This is a genomic window from Tamilnaduibacter salinus (assembly GCF_003096655.1).
In the GTDB taxonomy this organism is placed as follows: domain Bacteria; phylum Pseudomonadota; class Gammaproteobacteria; order Pseudomonadales; family Oleiphilaceae; genus Tamilnaduibacter; species Tamilnaduibacter salinus.
In genome coordinates, this window is the sequence record NZ_QEKQ01000002.1 from 22,480 (window position 1) to 38,625 (window position 16,146).

Here is a 16,146-nt window from a genome sequence, read left to right on the forward strand (position 1 = left end):
GGTCGGTGATGACCGGCAATATCGGTCGCCCTCGCGGGCTACTCCGAAGTCGGAGACACCGGCTACAGGCGGATCACCGTTCACTATTGGAGCTGGCCGTTTTTTCAGCCAGCGTTACCGCGGCAGCCGACCCCGGAACGGATGCAGTGTCTGGAGCAGTTCCCGGAAGAGTTTCGGGTTGGCAATGGCGAACTGGCCGCTGTCTTCGCTCATCGGGTTGCCGGAGAAGTCCCCGCACAGGCCGCCCGCCTCCTGCACCAGCAGCGTGCCGGCTTCCAGGGTTAGTGCGTCCGGGCGATAGAGCACCGTGCCGTCCATGTGGCCGGCGCTGATCCGCGCAATGTCGAGCAGGGGGCAGGGGCTGGTCAGAACCCGGTGACTGGTTTTCGCCATGGTTGTCATCAGCTCGCCCCAGACCAGTGGGTTGTCGCCGTCCCGGCAGTGGTCCATGGCGTTGGTGGTGAGCGTCGCGCTCTCCATCTGGCGGGCACCATTCGTCCGGATGCGACGGCTGTTGAGAACCGCACCCTGCCCACGGCTGGCGGCGTATTCTTCCGTCGTGACCGGGTTGATCGCCAGCAGGTGCTCGACACGGTCGTTCTTCTTCTGGATCAGAGCCAGGAGAAAGTCAGGCGTCCCTCGCAGGAAGGCCTCTTCACCAATCACCGGGAAGATGTGCCAGCTGTCGTCGTGTCCCTCGGCATGGATGTCGCCGACCGGCGCAATGTAGTGGTCCTTGTAGGCTTTCTGAAGCTGGTCGGTGAAGCTCGCATAAATGGAGTCCGTCACGCGCTCCAGTCGCTGCCGGGGTGTCGGGCCACCCTGGTCGGTCAGTTCCTGGCGGTCGAAGTGCGCCTTGAGATAGTCCGCACCTTGCCGTCCGATTCGCAAGGCCATCTTGATTGCTGGTTGCATGGCGTTCAGTACACCTGAGGGGTTATGGGAAAAGGCGACGAATGATACCAGAGTGTCGGCCAAATCTCACGGGTCGGGCGATGCGTGTTTCTGGTATCATAGCGGCCTTTTCTCAGAGGAGACGGCTTGGCCATGAGTGAGGACATCGGGGCTGGCGCACCGGGCAGCGGTGCGCTCGACCATGTGCATATCGTGCTGGTGGAAACCACGCACTCGGGCAACATCGGGGCCGTGGCGCGTGCGATGAAAAACATGGGCCTGGCCAATCTCACGCTGGTGCGGCCGCAGTCATTCCCGGACGAGGCCGCCTACGCCCGGTCTTCAGGCGCCACGGATGTGCTGGACCGTGCCCGGGTTGTGGATTCTCTGGATGAGGCGCTTGCTGAGAGTTCGCTGGTGCTGGGCACCAGTGCGCGGGGTCGCAAAGTCCCCTGGCCGGTTGTAAACCCACGGGATGCCGCGGGGATGGTGACCGGTTACCGGGAGCAGGGCACCGTTGCACTGGTATTTGGCCGGGAGAGCAACGGTCTGAGCAATGACGAGCTACAGCGCTGCCACTATCATATCCATATACCCTCGAATCCGGAGTACAGCTCGCTGAATCTGGCCATGGCCGTCCAGGTGATCTGTTACGAGCTCCGGATGCACCACCTGATGGGGGAAACATCGGATGTGGCCCGTCAGCTGTTGCAGCCGTTGATGCGACCGGGGGACGAAGGCTGGGATCGTCCGCCCGCCTCGGTTGGTGAGCTGGAAGGGTTTTACGACCATCTGGAACAGGCGCTGGTGGACGTTGATTTCCATAGCCGGGACAATCCCCGGCAGTTGATGACGCGGCTGCGACGGCTGTTCCAGCGCGCCCACCCGGACCGGATGGAGGTCAACATCCTGAGGGGCGCGCTCACAGCGATACAGAAAACCGCAGGGACGGCAGGACCGGCCCGCAAGCAGGAACAGGACTAGACTATGTTTGACCGTCTGCGAGAGGACATCAACAGCGTCTTTCACCGTGACCCGGCGGCCCGCAACACGTTTGAGGTGCTGACCAACTACCCGGGTCTCCATGCGTTGCTGTTTCACCGGCTGGCCCATCCCATCTGGTGCCGTGGCTTCAAGTGGCTCGCGCGGACCATCTCGACGCTCGCCCGGTGGCTGACCGGCATTGAGATCCATCCCGGGGCGACCATCGGCCGCCGGTTCTTCATCGACCATGGCATGGGCGTTGTGATCGGCGAGACCACCGTGATTGGTGACGACGTCACTCTGTACCAGGGCGTGACGCTCGGCGGCACATCATGGGCAAAAGGAAAGCGCCATCCGACGCTGGGTGATGGCGTTGTTGTCGGCGCAGGTGCCAAAATCCTGGGTCCGTTCGAGGTGGGCGCCGGGGCCAAGATCGGCTCCAATTCAGTGGTCACCAAAGAAGTGCCGGAAGGCGCAACCGTCGTCGGTATCCCGGGGCGCGTGGTGGTCAAGCGCGACAAGGACAAGGAAGACGAGAAACGCAAGCATGTCGAGAAGCAGATGGGATTCGATGCCTACGGTGTGACCGAGGAGATGCCGGATCCGCTCGCCCGTTCGGTCCGCAGTCTGCTGGATCACATGCACGCTGTTGATGAGCGTATTGAAACCATGTGCCGCGCGCTCCAGCGGGTTGACCGGGACTATCGTAATGGCACCTCGCTGCCGCCGATCGATGAAGAGGACTTTGACTGTGTCCGCGACATCGAAGAGCGCGAAGACCGGGACTGACAACGCTCTGGGGCGGTCAATTTCTGCCAAATTCTGAATACTTGACTGAAATACTCGGTCAACTCATACTCGAATAGGATATTTCGTAGAGTGACAGGCACAGAATCATGCGATTGACCACGAAAGGGCGCTATGCGGTCACCGCCATGCTCGATCTGGCGTTGCATGCCGAACAGGGCCCAGTGAGTCTGGCGGACATCTCCGACCGACAGGGCATCTCGCTGTCCTATCTCGAGCAGTTGTTTTCGCGCCTGCGCCGCCATGACCTGGTCATGAGCATCCGGGGCCCGGGTGGAGGGTATCGCCTGAGTCGTGGTTGTGATGCGATTTATATTGCGCAGGTGGTGGATGCGGTCAACGAGTCGCTCGATACCACGCGGTGTGGTAACCGCGGTGATTGCCAGAATGGCGAAATGTGCCTGACTCACCACCTCTGGTCTGATCTGAGCGACGAGATTCACTCGTTTCTCAGCGGCATCAGCCTGGCGGACCTCATGCGCAAGCGTGAAATCCAGGTTGTGGCGGAGCGACAGAATCGCCGCCAACACGAAGAAGCGATCAATACCCGGCGTCTGATGTCGGGTAACCCTGCCTGATTCGATCCATCAAATCTCATGGTGTTATGAAAAAACCGGTCTATCTGGATTATGCGGCCACCACGCCTGTGGACCCCGTCGTGGCCGAGAAAATGGCGGAGTGCCTGACGCTGGACGGCGTTTTTGGTAACCCCGCGTCCCGCTCCCACGCCTATGGTTGGCAGGCCGAAGCCGTTGTCGAGAATGCCCGGCGGCAGGTCGCAGACCTGATTGGATGCGACAGCCGCGAAATCGTGTGGACCTCCGGCGCGACCGAATCGGACAACCTGGCCATCAAGGGCGTCGCCTCCCGTTATCCGGGAGGCCATATCATCACCTCCCGCATTGAGCACAAGGCGGTCGTGGACACCTGTGAGTGGCTGGAATCCCGGGGGCATCCCGTGACATGGCTGACACCGGATGAGTCCGGTCGTGTGTCGGCTGATCAGGTGCGCGAGGCACTGCGGGAAAATACCTGTCTGGTTTCGCTGATGTGGGTGAATAATGAAATCGGCGTTCTGAATGACATCGACGGCATCGGCCGGATGCTGCGAGAACAGGGCATTCTTTTCCACGTCGATGCAGCCCAGGCGGCAGGCAAGCACCCCATTGATCTGTCCCGGACCTGCGTGGACCTGCTTTCGTTGTCCGGTCATAAGGTTTATGGCCCCAAGGGCGTGGGCGCCCTCTATGTGCGCCGCTCCCCGGATGTGCGCATTGATGCCCACATCCATGGCGGTGGTCATGAGCGTGGCATGCGTTCAGGAACCCTGCCGACCCACCAGATCGCCGGGATGGGGCTTGCTTTCCAGAAGGCGGAAACGGTTCTGGACGAAGAGCGCGTGCAGCTGCAGGGGCTGAGGGAACGATTTCTTGACGGCCTGTCGGCCATGCCGGGTGTCACATTGCACGGCAGTGCTGAACAGACCGTCCCCGGCATCATCAATCTTGGGTTTGATGGTTTGGATGGTGAGTCGCTGATGCTCGGGCTCCGGGATCTGGCAGTGTCGTCCGGCTCTGCCTGCGCCTCGGCCACCATGGAGCCGTCTTACGTATTGCGGGCACTCGGGGTGCCGGATGATCGGGCCCACGGGTCGCTGCGTTTCTCGCTGGGGCGTTTCACCACCGGTGAAGAGATTGACTTCGCCGTGGAGCGCATTCAGGCCGTCGCAACGCGGTTACGGGAGCGTCATGTGGCGCCGTGAGGCGAGCGGTAGGCACGTGAGGGTATCCCGCGTATAATCGCCGCTCACCATATGACAGCGAATAACCAGATGGAGAACGATAATGTCCGTTGAGCGCACGCTCTCAATCATCAAGCCCGACGCCGTTGCCAAGAATGCCATTGGCGAGATCGAGACCCGTTTTGAGAAAGCTGGCCTGCAGATTGTTGCCGCCAAGATGATCCATCTGAGCCAGGAGCAGGCGGAAGGGTTCTACGCCGAGCACAAAGAACGGCCTTTCTTCCCGGATCTGGTGGCGTTCATGACCTCCGGCCCGGTCGTTGTTCAGGTGCTGGAAGGCGAGAACGCCATTGCGAAGAATCGGGACCTGATGGGAGCGACCAACCCGGAAGAAGCCGAGCCGGGTACGATTCGCGCGGACTTCGCCAAGTCCATCGACGCCAATGCGGTTCACGGCTCTGATTCCCCGGAATCCGCCGAGCGCGAAATCGCCTATTATTTCAATGACAACGAGATCTGCCCGCGCGGCTGATTGTCGTTGACCGGGGCCGGCCTGGCCGGCCCCGGGTACACGAAGCACTGAGGTTTCTGGTCATGACGACGCCCGAAGATAAGGTCAATCTGCTGGGGATGCCCCGGGCGAAGCTGGAGTCGTTCTTTGAGTCGCTCGGCGAAAAGAAGTTCCGGGCGCGCCAGCTTCTGCTCTGGATGCACCACCGGGGTGTCGATGACTTTGACCAGATGACGGATGTCAGCAAAAAGCTGCGCCAGAAGCTCAAGGAAGTGGCGGAAATCCGCGGTCCTGAGGTGGTCTACGACGAGACCTCGAAGGATGGCACCCGTAAGTGGGTCATGCGGATGGACAGCGGTAACAGTGTCGAAACCGTGCTTATTCCCGACGGGCAGCGAGGCACGCTCTGCGTCTCAAGCCAGATTGGCTGTAGCCTGGATTGTACCTTCTGCTCAACCGGTAAGCGTGGGTTCAACCGAAACCTGACAGCGGCGGAAATCATTGGCCAGGTTTGGGTTGCGCGGCGGGCCTACATGCCGTTTGAGGATCCGACCGACCGGCCGGTAACCAACGTCGTCATGATGGGAATGGGGGAGCCGCTTCTCAACTTCGAGAACGTGGTGGATGCCATGAATCTCATGATGGAGGACCTGGCCTACGGTATCTCCAAACGGCGTGTGACGCTCAGTACATCCGGAGTGATTCCCAAGCTGGATCGGCTGGGGGAAGTCAGCGACGTATCGCTGGCCATCTCCCTGCACGCGCCCAATGATGAGTTGCGCAATGAATTGGTGCCGCTGAACAAGAAATACCCCATCGCGGATCTTCTGGCGGCAACCCGGCGTTATCTGGATCGGTTGCCGGACCGCCGTAAGGTCACCATTGAGTACACCGTCATTGAAGGGGTGAATGACCAGCCGGAGCACGCCCGGCAGTTGTCCCGGCTGTTGAAGGACATCCCCTGCAAGATCAACCTGATTCCGTTCAATCCTTTTCCCGAAAGTGATTTCCGTCGCCCTGAGGCATCGGCGACGCGCCGGTTCCAGTCGATTCTCCATGAGGATGGGCACATCACGACGGTGCGCACCACGCGGGGTGACGACATCGATGCCGCTTGTGGCCAGTTGGTCGGCCAGTTCGAGGATCGGACGCGCCGCAGTGAGCGTTACATCCCGGTTCACCATGTGGCGTCGTGATCCCGGGAACTCAGATCTGCTATAACAATCAGGGATAAAAGGAAGAAACACGATGCCCTTCCGGGCATTGTTTGATGTGGGACGAAAGAATAGAGGGGGTGCGATACAGTGAGAGCGTTTGGGAGCCGGCGTGCCTGGCATTATCCACTGATCGTATTGCTCACCCTGATGCTTGGTGGCTGTGTCACGACCACCACCAGCCCGTTCGCTGAAGACGCCAACGCGGAAAAAGCGGTCAGCGACTATGTTCGCCTCGGCACCGCTTACATTTCTCAGGGCAATTATGAGCGCGCCCGGGAGCACCTTCGACGCGCTTTGGAGATCGACCCCGAGAGCTCTGAGGCGCTGGCCACCCTTGGCCTTGTCCACCAGTCCGATGGCGAGCATGCTCTGGCGGAACAGTCCTACCGCCAGGCCCTTGACAATGACCCCTCCTATACCCGCGGGCGCGTCTATTTCGGAACCTTTCTCTACAATCAGGGCCGATTTGACGAGGCTGTGAGCCAGTTTAAGCGGGCGTCCACGGATACCGATTACAATGATCGCGCTTCGGTGTTCCAGAGTCTCGGCAAAAGCTATGAAGCGCTGGAGCAGAACGCCGACGCAACATCCGCCTACCGGCGCGCTGTCGAGATTTCCCGGGGCAACCCGCAATACCTGTTGTCCCTGTCCGGTGCGCTGGTCCGGATGGAGCAATATTCGCAAGCGAGCCGGTATTACAGTCGGTTAAGACGTATGATGGCCCGCAACAAGAATCTCAGACATTCGCCGGAAAGCCTGCTGACCGGAATTCGGATTGCCCGTCATTTTGGCAACAAGGACCGGGAGGCGAGCCTCGCGCTGCTGCTTGAAAAAGAGTACCCGCAGTCCGAGGAGCTGAAGGCGTATCGACAACTGGCAACGAAACCATGACGGACGACGAACAAGAACCCATGGGGGCAGCCAGGGACGGGGACACGGGCCGAAGGCTCAGGGAAGCGCGCGAAACGGCCGGCTACTCGGTCACGGAGGTCGCGGAGCAACAGAATCTGCGACCGGCCATTATCGAAACCATTGAGGCCGGCGAGTACGACCAGATTGATTCGGAATTGTTTCTCAAGGGGTACGTGCGATCCTATGCGGGGTTGCTCGGGCTCGATGCCGATGCCGTGATACAGGTGTTGGATGAGGAACTGGAACCGCTACGGGAGGAAGCTGAGCAGGCCCGCCGTAACGACCCGCTGGAAGAGATCGAGCGTCGCAAGCGTCAGAAGCAGCGCATCGCCCGTTGGACGGCGGGGCTGGTTTTGGCGGTCCTGGCGGGCTGGTTCCTCTACTGGTTCGCTCAGAGCGATCTGGCCCGGTCTGGCGGTCAGATGCTCGAACAGACGATGCAGCAGGAAGCGGCCGAAGAGGCTGAGCCGTCTGGTGAGCCGGCGGATACGCCGGAGAGTGGAGACGCTGCAGCGCCGGGCGACGGTCCGATGAGTGGCGCGCCTTCCGGATCGGAAGAAAGCGACACGGCCGTGCAGGAGGATGGGCTGACGGACACGGGGGCGGTGGATGACCCCATGCCGGCGGCCACTCAGGACACGCCTGAGCCGGTCACCGAGCCTCCTTCGACAGAGTCCGATGAGGGCCCACCGGAGAGGGAAGAGCCGAGCTCCGGCAGCGGTGTTGATGCGGAGCCGAATGCGGACACGAGCGTGACAGAGCCTGATACAATGGCGTCTGTCAGCACCGGAACACCAACGTCCCCGACGAGTCACAACATCGTCATCGACTTCTCGGGAGACTGTTGGGTGCAGATTGAGGACGGCGGGCGCACGGTGGTGTCCGGATTGCAACGGGCCGATGACGAAGTGCGTTATACCGGGACCGGCCCGTTCCGGATCGTGCTGGGGGCCGTGGATGTCGCCAGCGTGAGATTTGATGGGGAAGCGGTTGATCTGTCAGACATTCCCGCACCCAGTAACCGGGCCGTCCTGACCCTTGGTAATGACAATGCCTGATGGCAACGAGAAGGCCTGACGCCAGGAAACTATGAAGCACGAATCACCGATCAAACGTCGCCAGTCACGGCAGATCCACGTGGGCAATGTCCCGGTTGGTGGTGACGCGCCCATTTCTGTCCAGACCATGACCAACACGGAAACCTGCGACGTCGACGCGACGGTGGGCCAGATTGAGGCCGTTCAGCAGGCGGGGGCGGACATCGTCCGGGTGTCCGTGCCGAGTATGGAGGCGGCCGAAGCGTTCCGTGAGATTCGCAAACGCGTGACCGTGCCGCTGGTGGCGGACATCCACTACGATCACAAGATTGCGCTCAAGGTCGCTGACTACGGCGTCGACTGTCTTCGCATCAACCCCGGTAACATTGGGCGCGACGACCGGGTCAAGGCGGTGATCGACGCGGCGAAACACAACGGCATTCCGATCCGTGTGGGCGTCAATGCCGGTTCGCTCGAAAAGAGCCTGCAGCGCAAGTATGGGGAGCCGACCCCGGCCGCGCTGGTGGAGTCGGCCATGCGCCACATCGACCTGCTGGACCGGCACAACTTCCCGGATTTCAAGGTCAGCATGAAGGCCTCCGAGGTGTTCATGGCGGTGGACGCCTACCGGCAGATCGCCAGCCAGATCGAGCAGCCGTTGCATCTGGGCATCACCGAGGCCGGTGGCTTCCGGTCCGGAACGGTCAAGTCGTCCATTGGCCTGGGCATTCTGTTGATGGAAGGCATCGGCGACACGCTGCGGGTGTCGCTGGCGGCGGACCCGGTGCAGGAAGTCAAGGTCGGGTTTGATATGCTCAAGAGCCTGCGCCTGCGCAGCCGGGGCATCAATTTCATTGCCTGTCCAAGCTGTTCCCGGCAGAATTTCGACGTCATCGGCACGATGAACGAGCTGGAATCCCGTCTGGACGACGTCAACACATCCCTGGATGTGGCGGTGATCGGCTGTCTGGTGAACGGCCCGGGGGAGGCGAAGGAGGCCGACCTGGGACTGACCGGCGGTTCCCCGAAACACCTGATGTATGTCGGTGGCGACAAGGACCGAAAGCTGGACAATGACCGTCTCGTGGACAACCTCGAAGAGATGATCCGCGAGGAAGCGGAGAAAAAGGAAAAAGCCGAGCAGTCCATCATTGCCCGGACAAGCAGCGACTGACTGAGACCAAAGGGCTGACAGGCCTCTGCGATGGCCGGCATCGACCGGCCATCTTTCGTTGTGACCGACTAACACAGACAGAACTGGAAACCGATTTTGGGAAAAATCAACGCGATTCGGGGAATGAACGACATCCTGCCGGACCAGTCCCCGACCTGGCAGTATCTGGAACGCACCACGGCTCGTATTCTCCACGGTTATGGCTACCACGAAATCCGCATGCCGGTCGTGGAACAGACCGACCTGTTCAAGCGCTCCATCGGTGAAGTGACGGACATCGTCGAAAAGGAGATGTACACCTTTGAGGACCGCAACGGCGACAGCCTGACGCTTCGTCCCGAAGGGACCGCCGGCTGCGTCCGGGCGGCGGAGCAGCACGGCCTGCTGTACAACCAGGTTCGCAAGCTCTGGTATACCGGCCCGATGTTCCGCCACGAACGCCCTCAGAAAGGACGCTATCGCCAGTTTCACCAGATCGGCGTGGAATGCTTCGGTCTCAGTGGTCCGGACATTGATGCCGAAGTGCTGCTGATGACGGCCCGGCTCTGGAAGGCGCTGGGCCTGACACCTCACGTTCGTTTGGAGATCAACTCCATCGGTACGCCCGAAGCTCGCAGGGCCTATCGCGAGGCGCTGGTGGCCTACCTGTCCGACTATCGGGACGAGCTGGACGACGATAGCCAGCGTCGGCTGGAAACCAATCCACTGCGTATCCTCGACTCCAAGGCCCAGCACACCCAGGCGCTGCTGAAGGACGCCCCGGTTCTGGCGGACTATCTGGACGACGAATCGCGTGATCATTTCGACGGCCTCTGCCGTCGCCTGGACGCTGCCGGGCTGGAGTACGCTGTCAATCCCGGACTGGTGCGCGGTCTGGATTATTACGGCAAGACCGTCTTCGAGTGGGTGACCGACAGCCTGGGCGCGCAGGGAACCGTGTGCGCTGGTGGCCGCTACGATGGCCTCGTGTCCCAGCTCGGTGGCAAGCCAACGCCGGCCGTCGGCTTCGCCATGGGGATGGAACGACTGGTTCTGATGCTGGAATCGCTGGATTTGATACCGGACTCGGTGAATGACCGGGCGGATCTGTACGTCCTCGGAATGGGAGAAGCAGGCGAAGCGGAGGCGGCGCGGCTTAGCGAACATCTCCGTGACGCCATGCCGGACCGGATGATTCTGACCCATTGTGGGGGCGGTGGTTTCAAGAGCCGGATGAAGAAGGCGGACCGGAGCGGCGCTGCCGTAGCGCTGATCCTCGGCGAGGATGAGCTGTCCGGCGATACGGTGACGCTGAAACCCTTGCGCTCCGGCGAGGAACAACGCACCGTATCCCGGTCTGAACTGACAGAGACCTTGGCCGGCCTGCTGTCGCCGGTCAGTGAATCAACGGCCTGAGAGAGGATGGCATGCAAAGCGAAGAAGAACAGATAGCCACCATCAAAAACTGGTGGAAGCGGAACGGGACCTCCCTGCTGTTGGGCGTTGGTCTGGCACTGGCCCTGGTCTTTGGCTGGCAGGCCTGGCAGCAGCATCAGGCGGAGCAGATGAGTGCGGCCGGCTCCCAGTACCAGCAGTTGCTGACGGCGGCGACCAAACAGCAACCGACCGACAAGGACGCGGAGACCATTCGCTATGTGGCTGAGGCGCTGCGCAACGACTTTGCGGACACGCCCTATGCGGTCTATGGCACGTTGATCCTGGCCGGTCATCAGGTGACCGAGCAGGGTAAGCCTGAGGCCGCAGCGGACTCGCTCAAATGGGCACTGTCCCGGGCCGAGAGTGGTCCGCTGAAGCTGCTGGTGCGTCAGCGACTGGCCCAGGCCCAGTTCGCAGCCGAGCAGCCGGATGCGGCGCTCGCCACGCTTAATGAGGCAGGGGAGACCGGTGCATTCACGGCACTCTACGCGGAACTTGAGGGCGATATCCTTCGCGCCCAGGGCAACGCTGAGGAGGCACGTGAGGCGTACAAGCGCGCCAGTGAGGCGGCTTCCGGCCCAACCGCAAGCCCGATGCTGCAACTGAAAATGGCCGATATGGCCATCCCGGAGGATGCCTGATGCCCGCAGCGCTGAAGCGCGCCGCCCTCAGCCTTGCCGCACTGTCCGTCGCAGCGTTGCTGACGGCCTGTGGCTCGACCGACAGTTTTGAAGAACCGGCGCCGCTTCCGGAAATCTCCGCTTCTGTCTGGCTTGAGACGGCATGGGACCGGTCGGTTGGCGACGGTCACGACGAGCAACTGCTGTTCCTCCAGCCGGCGCTGGTCGAGGGCACCCTCTACGCCGTATCGGCCGATGGTGAGCTCCAGGCCGTTAACCCGGACAACGGTGAGCTGCAGTGGGAGCGGGAGCTGCCGGAGCGCATTCTGGCCGGCGTTGGCGCCGACCAGTCCCGTCTCTTCCTCGGCTCCCGGGATGGCAAACTGCTCGCCCTGTCACGGACGGATGGCGCCTCTGACTGGTCCGCGTCCTTGCCCAGTGAAGTGGTTGCGCCGCCCCAGTCGAACGGCGACGTCGTCGTGGCCCATACCATTGATGGCAAAGTCCTTGGTTTCGATGCCGCCAGTGGTGAGCGGCGGTGGCAGTACGATGGCCAGATTCCGGTCCTGAGTTTCCGCGGTAATGCCACGCCCCGGGTGGGAGCCGACCTGACATTGGTGGCGTTTGCCAACGGGCAAGTGGTCGCGCTCGACAGCGCCACCGGCGAGCCGGCCTGGCAGTACCGGGTCGGTGAGCCTGTGGGCCGTACGGAGCTGGAACGCCTTGTTGATGTCGACGGGACGCCGCTGGTCCGGGATGGTGTCGTCTACGTCACCGGCTATCAGGGCAAGGTGGCGGCGCTGGACCTCACCAGCGGCCAGGAGCTCTGGAGCCGGGAATCGAGCAGTCTGGAATCGCCGGAGCTGGCGTATGGCAACGTCTTTGTCTCTGGCTACGATGGCGTCATCCGGGCGTTCAGTCTGAACAGTCGCCAGGAACTCTGGGCTCAGTCACAGCTGGAGTGGCGGCGGGTTACCGGCCTGCTGGCGGTGGATGGCGTGTTGCTGACCGGCGATTTCGAAGGGTATATCCACATCCTGTCCCAGCTCGATGGATCTCTGCTGGGACAGCGTGAAGTGGACGACGAGGGCCTGCGTGTCCCCATGCTCCGCTATGAGGATATGGCCATCGTCTACAGCAACAGTGGCGAGCTGGTCGCCTACCGTATTCAGAAGCAGGATTGATCCATGCCCCGTCCCGTGATTGCGCTGGTGGGCCGCCCGAACGTCGGCAAGTCCACGCTATTCAACCAGATGACCCGCACACGGGATGCCCTGGTGGCGGACTTTTCCGGCCTGACCCGGGATCGAAAGTACGGTGAGGGCCGGTATGAGGGCCACCGCTTCATCGTCATCGACACCGGGGGTCTGAGCGGTGATGATGCCGGCCTCGACGCCGAGATGGCCCGTCAGTCACTGCAGGCCGTGGACGAGGCGGATCAGGTTCTGTTTCTGGTCGATGGCCGTGCGGGGCTGACCGCCGGTGACCACCTGATTGCCGAGCAGTTACGCCGGCATGGAAAACCCGCCCACCTGGTGGTGAATAAGACCGATGGTCAGGACCCGGAAATGGCGGCGGCCGAGTTCTATGAGCTGGGTTACGAGTCCGTGTTCCTGATTGCGGCCTCCCACAATCGCGGTGTTCGCAGCATGCTCGAATCGCTCTTCCCGGACATGCTGGAAGAGCCGGAGGAAGATGAGGCCGACAAATGGCCCGGTATCCGGATTGGAGTGGTGGGTCGTCCCAACGTGGGCAAATCCACACTCACGAACCGTCTGCTGGGCGAAGAGCGGGTGGTGGTTTACGACCTGCCGGGCACGACCCGCGACAGTATCTACATTCCCTATGAACGCCACGGTGAAGAATACACACTGATCGACACCGCCGGGGTCCGACGTCGCAAGAACGTCAACGAGGCCGTTGAGAAGTTCTCCATCATCAAAACCCTGCAAGCGGTTGAAGACGCCCATGTGGTGGTCGTGGTGGTGGATGCGCGGGATGGTCTTGTCGATCAGGATCTGCACCTGATCGGCTTCGTGCTGGAGGCCGGTCGGTCGCTGGTGCTGGCGTTCAACAAGTGGGATGGCATGAGCGTCGAAGACCGCGAGAGCGTCAAACGGGAAGTGGACCGGCGTCTGCCGTTTGTGGGCTTTGCCGACAAGCATTATATCTCCGCGCTCCACGGCTCAGGGGTCGGTCTGCTGTACGACTCCATCCACGAGGCGTATGACTCCGCCATGACAAAGTGGCCCACACGGCGCCTGACGGAGATCCTTCAGGGTGCAGTGCAGCAACATCAGCCCCCGGTGGTGCGCGGTCGCCGGGTCAAGCTGCGCTACGCTCATCAGGGCGGGTCCAATCCGCCCCGGATTGTTGTCCATGGCAATCAGGTCGAGTCACTCCCGGACGCTTACCGGCGCTTTCTGGAGAACACGTTCCGCAAGGTTCTGGACATCTGGGGCACACCGATCCGGTTCGAGTTCCGGTCCGGTGAGAACCCCTATGCCGGTAAGCCGAACGAGCTCAATGCCCGTCAGAAGGCCCGAAAGTCCCGCATGATGCGGCATGTGAAGAAGAACGAGAAAAAGAAGAAGCAGAAGAAGCGCCGGGGCTGACCCCCGGCCCGCCCGTTGCCCATCGTCGCCGGGACGCTGTCACATCCCTGAGACAGCGTCCTGCATTGCCCGTCTGTCAGCCCGCGTCTTCCTGGCGCACCGCCTGCACCGCCGTCAGGGCAATGGTGCCGACAATGTCATCCACCAGCGCACCACGCGAAAGGTCATTCACAGGCTTTCTCAGGCCTTGGAGCATGGGGCCGATGCTGATGACATTGGCGCTGCGTTGCACTGCTTTGTAGGTGGTGTTGCCGGTATTGAGGTCCGGGAAAATGAACACGGTGGCCCGACCGGCGACAGGACTGTCCGGTGCCTTGCTTTTGCCCACGCTTTCGATGGCGGCGGCGTCGTATTGCAACGGACCGTCGATCAGCAGGTCCGGGCGTCGTTCCTGCGCGATGGCGGTCGCCCGTCGCACCTTGTCGACATCGTCACCACTACCGGACGCCCCGGTGCTGTAACTGATCATGGCGATGCGTGGGGTGATGCCGAACCGTTCCGCCGAATCGGCACTCTGAATGGCAATGTCGGCCAGTTGTTCGTCGTTCGGGTCCGGATTGATGGCGCAGTCACCATAAACCAGAACCTGTTCCGGGAGGCACATAAAAAAGACGGATGACACAACTTTGGCTGCCTCGTGCGTCTTGATCAACTGCAGGGCCGGGCGGACGGTGTTGGCCGTGGTGTGTACGGCGCCGGACACCAGCCCATCCGCTTCGTCCAGGGCAACCATCATGGTGGCCAGGACGACGTTGTCCTCCAGTTGCGCTTCGGCCATGTCGGGCGCCAGACCCTTGTGCTTGCGCCGTTCGACCATCGGCTCAATGTAGCGTCCGCGGATCTCGTCCGGGTCCATGATCTCCAGCTCGGCCGGCAGCGTCAGCCCCTGTGCCCGGGCCACCTGATCGATGGTCTCCCGTTGACCGATCAGCACACAGCGCGCCAGCCCACGCTCCTGGCTTCGGATGGCGGCCTGCACCGTGCGCGGTTCGTCGCCTTCGGGTAAAACAATGCGTTTGTTCGCCGCCCGTGCCCGTTCGGACAGGTTGTAACGGAAGGCGGGCGGAGATAGACGACGCTCACGCTCGATGCTGAGATGATCGCGGAGCCAGTGCGTATCGATCGCTTCGGCGACCGAGTCCATCACCCGTTCAATCCGTTCGGCATCGTCCACCGGGACCTCCCGGGACAGCGTCGCGAGCCGGCGCGCGGTCTCATAAGTGTTGGTGTCGATGCGCATCACGGGCAGGCCGGTCTGGAAGGCCCCCCTGGCCACTTCCAGGGTGCGCTCATCCGGCGTAAGGCCGCCGGTCAGCAGCAGGCCCGACAGGGGAACGCCGTTCAGCGCGGCCAGCGCGGTGGTCACGATAATGTCTTCCCGGTCGCCGGGCGTCACCACCAGGGTGCCGGGTCGCAGGGTTTCCACCATGTTGGGAATCGTGTTGGCACAGACGGTCACCCGTTGTATCCGGCGCTGGTTCAGGTCCCCTTCGTGGAGTATGTCGGCGTCAATGTCCCGGGCAACGTCCAGCGTCCGGGGGGCCAGTAGTTCCGGTTGCCACGGGACGCAGCCCAACAGCCGCAGTTTCTGGTCGCTGAAGATACTGCATTCGGTTGGATAGTCCGGGTGGGCAGAGCGGGCGTCCGGGTCATGATCCGGGGTGAGGCCGTTCTTCTCTGGCTGGCCGACCTTGTTCAGGATCACGCCGAGCACCTCCGGATCCTGCGGGTCCGCGAACAGGCGGGCGGAGAAGTCCAGCCAATCACTCAATTCCTTCGGATCACGCCCCTCCGGTGCGCTGACGAGGATGACTTCCGCGCTCAGGTTGCGTGCCATCTCAACGTTCAGGCGAGCGGTGTAGGCCTCGCTCCGGTCGGGAATCAGCCCTTCGACCACGACCACGTCAGCGTCCTCAGCGGCCTGCTGATAGCGGCCGATGATCTCCTCCATCAGCTGGTCCTGATTGCCCTTGTTGAGCAGGCTCTGGGCCCGCTGCAGCGTGATGGGCTCGGGTGGGCGCACGGTAGACAGCGACCGCAGGAAGTTGATGGAGCGGTCCTCGTCGGCATCGCCGCCGTCACTCTGAGCCACGGGTTTGAAGAAGCTGACACGGACGCCGACGCTGTCCAGCGCCCGGAACAGGCCAAGGCAGACCGAGGTCAGGCCGGACTCCAGTGCTGTGGGGGCAATGAAAAGGTTCTTTGCCATTGGGGGAGA

Annotated in this window: 15 protein-coding genes; 13 read left to right on the forward strand and 2 right to left on the reverse strand. The window is 62.0% G+C overall.

The window, feature by feature from the left end:
- Positions 1–114 precede the first annotated feature (114 nt).
- On the reverse strand, positions 115–915 hold the full coding sequence (locus C8D92_RS02745; RefSeq protein WP_116918366.1) for an inositol monophosphatase family protein: 801 nt from the start codon (positions 913–915) through the stop codon (positions 115–117).
- Between the two features lie 132 nt (positions 916–1,047).
- Here C8D92_RS02745 and trmJ point away from each other — a divergent pair, with 132 nt between their 5' ends.
- The 13 genes from trmJ to der all read left to right on the forward strand — a co-directional run bounded on the left by trmJ (position 1,048) and on the right by der (position 13,928).
- Entirely contained in the window at positions 1,048–1,878 is an 831-nt protein-coding gene (gene trmJ, locus C8D92_RS02750) for a tRNA (cytosine(32)/uridine(32)-2'-O)-methyltransferase TrmJ (RefSeq protein ID WP_116918367.1), read from the forward strand.
- Between the two features lie 3 nt (positions 1,879–1,881).
- A complete protein-coding gene (gene cysE, locus C8D92_RS02755; protein ID WP_095610657.1) occupies positions 1,882–2,667 on the forward strand; it encodes a serine O-acetyltransferase in 786 nt (261 codons plus the stop codon).
- A 107-nt stretch (positions 2,668–2,774) separates the two neighbouring features.
- Positions 2,775–3,263: a Fe-S cluster assembly transcriptional regulator IscR gene (gene iscR, locus C8D92_RS02760; protein ID WP_095610658.1), complete on the forward strand. Its 489-nt coding sequence runs from the start codon at positions 2,775–2,777 to the stop codon at positions 3,261–3,263.
- 26 nt (positions 3,264–3,289) lie between these two features.
- On the forward strand, positions 3,290–4,447 hold the full coding sequence (locus C8D92_RS02765; RefSeq protein WP_116918368.1) for an IscS subfamily cysteine desulfurase: 1,158 nt from the start codon (positions 3,290–3,292) through the stop codon (positions 4,445–4,447).
- An 82-nt stretch (positions 4,448–4,529) separates the two neighbouring features.
- Positions 4,530–4,958 (forward strand): nucleoside-diphosphate kinase, encoded by a 429-nt coding sequence (gene ndk, locus C8D92_RS02770; RefSeq protein ID WP_095610660.1) that lies wholly within the window; start codon positions 4,530–4,532, stop codon positions 4,956–4,958.
- Between the two features lie 62 nt (positions 4,959–5,020).
- A complete protein-coding gene (gene rlmN, locus C8D92_RS02775; protein ID WP_095610661.1) occupies positions 5,021–6,133 on the forward strand; it encodes a dual-specificity RNA methyltransferase RlmN in 1,113 nt (370 codons plus the stop codon).
- A gap of 108 nt (positions 6,134–6,241) precedes the next feature.
- Complete coding sequence (gene pilW, locus C8D92_RS02780) at positions 6,242–7,045, forward strand: type IV pilus biogenesis/stability protein PilW (protein WP_228151145.1); 804 nt, start codon at positions 6,242–6,244, stop codon at positions 7,043–7,045.
- Positions 7,042–8,124, forward strand: a complete 1,083-nt coding sequence (locus tag C8D92_RS02785) for a RodZ domain-containing protein (protein WP_116918369.1) — start codon at positions 7,042–7,044, stop codon at positions 8,122–8,124. Before pilW ends, C8D92_RS02785 begins: the two co-directional genes overlap by 4 nt.
- Positions 8,125–8,155: 31 nt before the next feature.
- Complete coding sequence (ispG, locus tag C8D92_RS02790; protein ID WP_095610663.1) at positions 8,156–9,277, forward strand: flavodoxin-dependent (E)-4-hydroxy-3-methylbut-2-enyl-diphosphate synthase; 1,122 nt, start codon at positions 8,156–8,158, stop codon at positions 9,275–9,277.
- A 123-nt stretch (positions 9,278–9,400) separates the two neighbouring features.
- Positions 9,401–10,672: a histidine--tRNA ligase gene (gene hisS / locus C8D92_RS02795; protein WP_409456169.1), complete on the forward strand. Its 1,272-nt coding sequence runs from the start codon at positions 9,401–9,403 to the stop codon at positions 10,670–10,672.
- 11 nt (positions 10,673–10,683) lie between these two features.
- The gene (locus C8D92_RS02800; RefSeq protein WP_116918370.1) at positions 10,684–11,334 is read left to right on the forward strand and encodes a YfgM family protein; all 651 of its coding nucleotides are present in this window, start codon (positions 10,684–10,686) and stop codon (positions 11,332–11,334) included.
- Positions 11,334–12,497: an outer membrane protein assembly factor BamB gene (gene bamB / locus C8D92_RS02805; protein ID WP_116918371.1), complete on the forward strand. Its 1,164-nt coding sequence runs from the start codon at positions 11,334–11,336 to the stop codon at positions 12,495–12,497. The genes C8D92_RS02800 and bamB overlap by 1 nt, the downstream gene beginning before the upstream one ends.
- 3 nt (positions 12,498–12,500) lie before the next feature.
- Positions 12,501–13,928, forward strand: coding sequence for a ribosome biogenesis GTPase Der (gene der / locus C8D92_RS02810; protein WP_116918372.1), 1,428 nt, complete (start codon positions 12,501–12,503; stop codon positions 13,926–13,928).
- Positions 13,929–14,004: 76 nt separating this feature from the next.
- Here der and pta read toward each other — a convergent pair whose 3' ends face one another.
- Positions 14,005–16,137, reverse strand: coding sequence for a phosphate acetyltransferase (gene pta / locus C8D92_RS02815; protein WP_116918373.1), 2,133 nt, complete (start codon positions 16,135–16,137; stop codon positions 14,005–14,007).
- Positions 16,138–16,146: the final 9 nt, after the last annotated feature.

Excerpts from the sequence above, each read along its gene's own strand:
- C8D92_RS02800 (WP_116918370.1), top strand. The coding sequence starts at position 10,684 with ATGCAAAGCGAAGAAGAACAGATAGCCACCATCAAAAACTGGTGGAAG.
- bamB (WP_116918371.1), top strand. The coding sequence starts at position 11,334 with ATGCCCGCAGCGCTGAAGCGCGCCGCCCTCAGCCTTGCCGCACTGTCC.
- rlmN (WP_095610661.1), top strand. The coding sequence starts at position 5,021 with ATGACGACGCCCGAAGATAAGGTCAATCTGCTGGGGATGCCCCGGGCG.
- iscR (WP_095610658.1), top strand. The coding sequence starts at position 2,775 with ATGCGATTGACCACGAAAGGGCGCTATGCGGTCACCGCCATGCTCGAT.
- der (WP_116918372.1), top strand. The coding sequence starts at position 12,501 with ATGCCCCGTCCCGTGATTGCGCTGGTGGGCCGCCCGAACGTCGGCAAG.
- pta (WP_116918373.1), bottom strand. The coding sequence starts at position 16,137 with ATGGCAAAGAACCTTTTCATTGCCCCCACAGCACTGGAGTCCGGCCTG.
- cysE (WP_095610657.1), top strand. The coding sequence starts at position 1,882 with ATGTTTGACCGTCTGCGAGAGGACATCAACAGCGTCTTTCACCGTGAC.
- ndk (WP_095610660.1), top strand. The coding sequence starts at position 4,530 with ATGTCCGTTGAGCGCACGCTCTCAATCATCAAGCCCGACGCCGTTGCC.
- trmJ (WP_116918367.1), top strand. The coding sequence starts at position 1,048 with ATGAGTGAGGACATCGGGGCTGGCGCACCGGGCAGCGGTGCGCTCGAC.
- C8D92_RS02765 (WP_116918368.1), top strand. The coding sequence starts at position 3,290 with ATGAAAAAACCGGTCTATCTGGATTATGCGGCCACCACGCCTGTGGAC.
- C8D92_RS02745 (WP_116918366.1), bottom strand. The coding sequence starts at position 915 with ATGCAACCAGCAATCAAGATGGCCTTGCGAATCGGACGGCAAGGTGCG.
- ispG (WP_095610663.1), top strand. The coding sequence starts at position 8,156 with ATGAAGCACGAATCACCGATCAAACGTCGCCAGTCACGGCAGATCCAC.
- hisS (WP_409456169.1), top strand. The coding sequence starts at position 9,401 with ATGAACGACATCCTGCCGGACCAGTCCCCGACCTGGCAGTATCTGGAA.
- C8D92_RS02785 (WP_116918369.1), top strand. The coding sequence starts at position 7,042 with ATGACGGACGACGAACAAGAACCCATGGGGGCAGCCAGGGACGGGGAC.